Origin of the sequence: Nocardia exalbida NBRC 100660 (genome assembly GCF_000308575.1) — a bacterium.
GTDB lineage: Bacteria > Actinomycetota > Actinomycetes > Mycobacteriales > Mycobacteriaceae > Nocardia > Nocardia exalbida.
In genome coordinates, this window is the sequence record NZ_BAFZ01000066.1 from 1 (window position 1) to 2,217 (window position 2,217).

Consider the following 2,217-nt stretch of genomic DNA (forward strand, 5'->3'; position numbering starts at 1 on the left):
ACCGCCGTAAGGCGGCGTATCGACGCGTCGGCTGACCGACGCCACCCGACGCCATCCGAAGAGCCGATCGCGGCGCCCGGTTCCTCCGCGGTCAGGCTTCCGCCGTCGCGGCGGTCCTGAGCGCGGCGGAATAGGAAGCGAGCGCACTCGGCCAGAACTGCTCCAGGTAGTCGCGGGCGTCGGCGAGGCCGCGCGGGTCCAGCGAATAAAGCCGCCGGTTGCCTTCCGGCCGCATCATGACCAACCGCGCATCGCGCAGCACACGCAGATGCTGGGAAACCGCCGAACTGGTCACACCAACTTCGTGCGCGAGTTCACCGACCGAGCGCGCGGCCTGCGGCAAGGCCTCGAAGATCGCGCGGCGGGTCGGGTCCGCGAGCGCAGTCAAGGCCTGGACTCCATTAGTCGCCACTCACACAGTGTGGGCGTCCAGCGTTTCACCGGTCAACTCCTGGGAAAGGCGTCATACTCCCAGCTCACGTGGGTAACGCCCGCGTGTCGTTACCTCGCCGTGACCTGTCGAGCTGGGCTTTTGTCGCCGGTGATGGTTGCCACAAGATAGCGGACCGGTGCGGCGGCTACCGTACGTTCGACTCCATGCCCGTGACCTTTCCGTTACCGATCCGTCGCGGCGTGACCCGATTACGCCGCGACCGCACCCTCACCCGAGTGCTTGCCGCCTCCGCGGTCGTCACCGCCTCCTTCGGCGTCATCGCCGCAGCACAGCAGGACCCGGACACCGACGCGTCCGCCCGGCTCGTCGCCGGGAAGATCGCGTCGGGCGAGATCCGCCCGGCCGAGGGCACCGCCCAGTTCGCGCTCTTCACCCCGCCCGACAACCCCGCCCCGCAGGCTGCGCCGCTGCCCTGGGATCCGAACCGCGCCGCGCAGGAGTTCATCCGCCCGAAGACCGTCCGCCCGGTCGCCGGTGTGCTCACCTCGAATTTCGGCGCTCGCTGGGGCGCGATGCACGCCGGCCTGGATTTCGGTGACCCGCTCGGCGCGCCGATCGCCACGGTCACCGACGGCGTCGTGATCGAGGCGGGCCCCGCCTCCGGCTTCGGTCTGTGGGTGCGCGTGCAACAGGACGACGGCACCGTCGGCGTCTACGGCCACGTCAACGACATCCTCGTCGACGTCGGCCAGCCGGTCCGCGCGGGCGACGTCATCGCGACGGTCGGAAACCGGGGCAACTCCACCGGCCCGCACCTGCACTTCGAAGTCCACCTGCCCGACGGCGTGAAGATCGATCCGCAGCCCTGGCTGGCCGAGCGCGGCATCGACGTCGGGCATGCCCCCGAGGACTGATCCCGATCCTTCTCGCGGGACATGAGGGGCTCGCGAATGAACTCGGCGACAGTGCGGTCGCCCGCGACGGGCCGCGAACGCAACGACGCGTTCGCGGCCCGATTCTCTTCCTCGCGCCCTCGAGACCCGCTGCGGCACTTGGTTCCGCCGCCCCTGCGGTAGCGCCCGCGAGAGGGACCCGGTACCGAAGTACTAGACGCGAATAGCGCCGCGGCGGGACGCCACGCAGCGTGCGCGATTCCTACGTTCGGTCCATGTCCACAACACATTTCGTCGCCGTGACCCGGGACGGATCGTCGGCGCCGCGGCCGCGCGCGGGCACGAAGGCCGGCGCGCGGCTGCACCGTCCGCTGCTCGGCACGGTGGCCGCGATGGCCGCACTCGTCCTGTTCTCCCTCGCGGCCATGCTGGTCGACGACCGCGAACTGCTCGGCGAGTCGGTCTGGCTCAAGCCGATGAAGTTCGGCCTCGCGTTCTTCCTCTACAGCCTCACCCTGGCGTGGCTGCTGTCGTTGCCGCACAAGGGCAGCCGCGCCACCTGGTGGATCGGCACGGTGTTCGCGGTGACCGGGTTCATCGACGTCGGTTTCATCGTATTGCAGGCGGCCCGCGGCACATTCAGCCACTTCAACACCGAGGACGACCCGGTGAACTCGATCGGTCAGGTGGTCTTCGCCTCCGGCGTGCCCGGCCTGTTCCTCGCCAACCTGCTCATCGTGCTGATCCTGGCCCGGCAGCGTTTGGTGGACCGCCCGACGGCACGGGCCGTCCACGCGGGCCTGGCGCTGGCCGTCGTCGGCATGGCGCTGGGCTACCTGATGGGTTTCACCGGAAAGCAGCTCGTGCGCGACAGTGCCGGGCGGATCGTCGAATTGGCCGCCGGGCACACGGTCGTCGCCGATCCGGGCG

General features: G+C 69.9%; 2 protein-coding genes and 1 pseudogene. 2 read left to right on the forward strand and 1 reads right to left on the reverse strand.

The window, feature by feature from the left end; genetic code table 11:
- Positions 1 to 91 precede the first annotated feature (91 nt).
- Positions 92 to 412 (reverse strand): ArsR/SmtB family transcription factor, encoded by a 321-nt coding sequence (locus tag ON29_RS16045; RefSeq protein ID WP_040867126.1) that lies wholly within the window; start codon positions 410 to 412, stop codon positions 92 to 94.
- 185 nt (positions 413 to 597) lie between these two features.
- Here ON29_RS16045 and ON29_RS16050 point away from each other — a divergent pair, with 185 nt between their 5' ends.
- Positions 598 to 1,308 (forward strand): M23 family metallopeptidase, encoded by a 711-nt coding sequence (locus tag ON29_RS16050; protein ID WP_083863586.1) that lies wholly within the window; start codon positions 598 to 600, stop codon positions 1,306 to 1,308.
- Positions 1,309 to 1,562: 254 nt separating this feature from the next.
- Positions 1,563 to 2,217: pseudogene (locus ON29_RS16055) on the forward strand (hypothetical protein); the annotation flags it as partial.

Excerpts from the sequence above, each read along its gene's own strand:
- ON29_RS16050 (WP_083863586.1), top strand. The coding sequence starts at position 598 with ATGCCCGTGACCTTTCCGTTACCGATCCGTCGCGGCGTGACCCGATTA.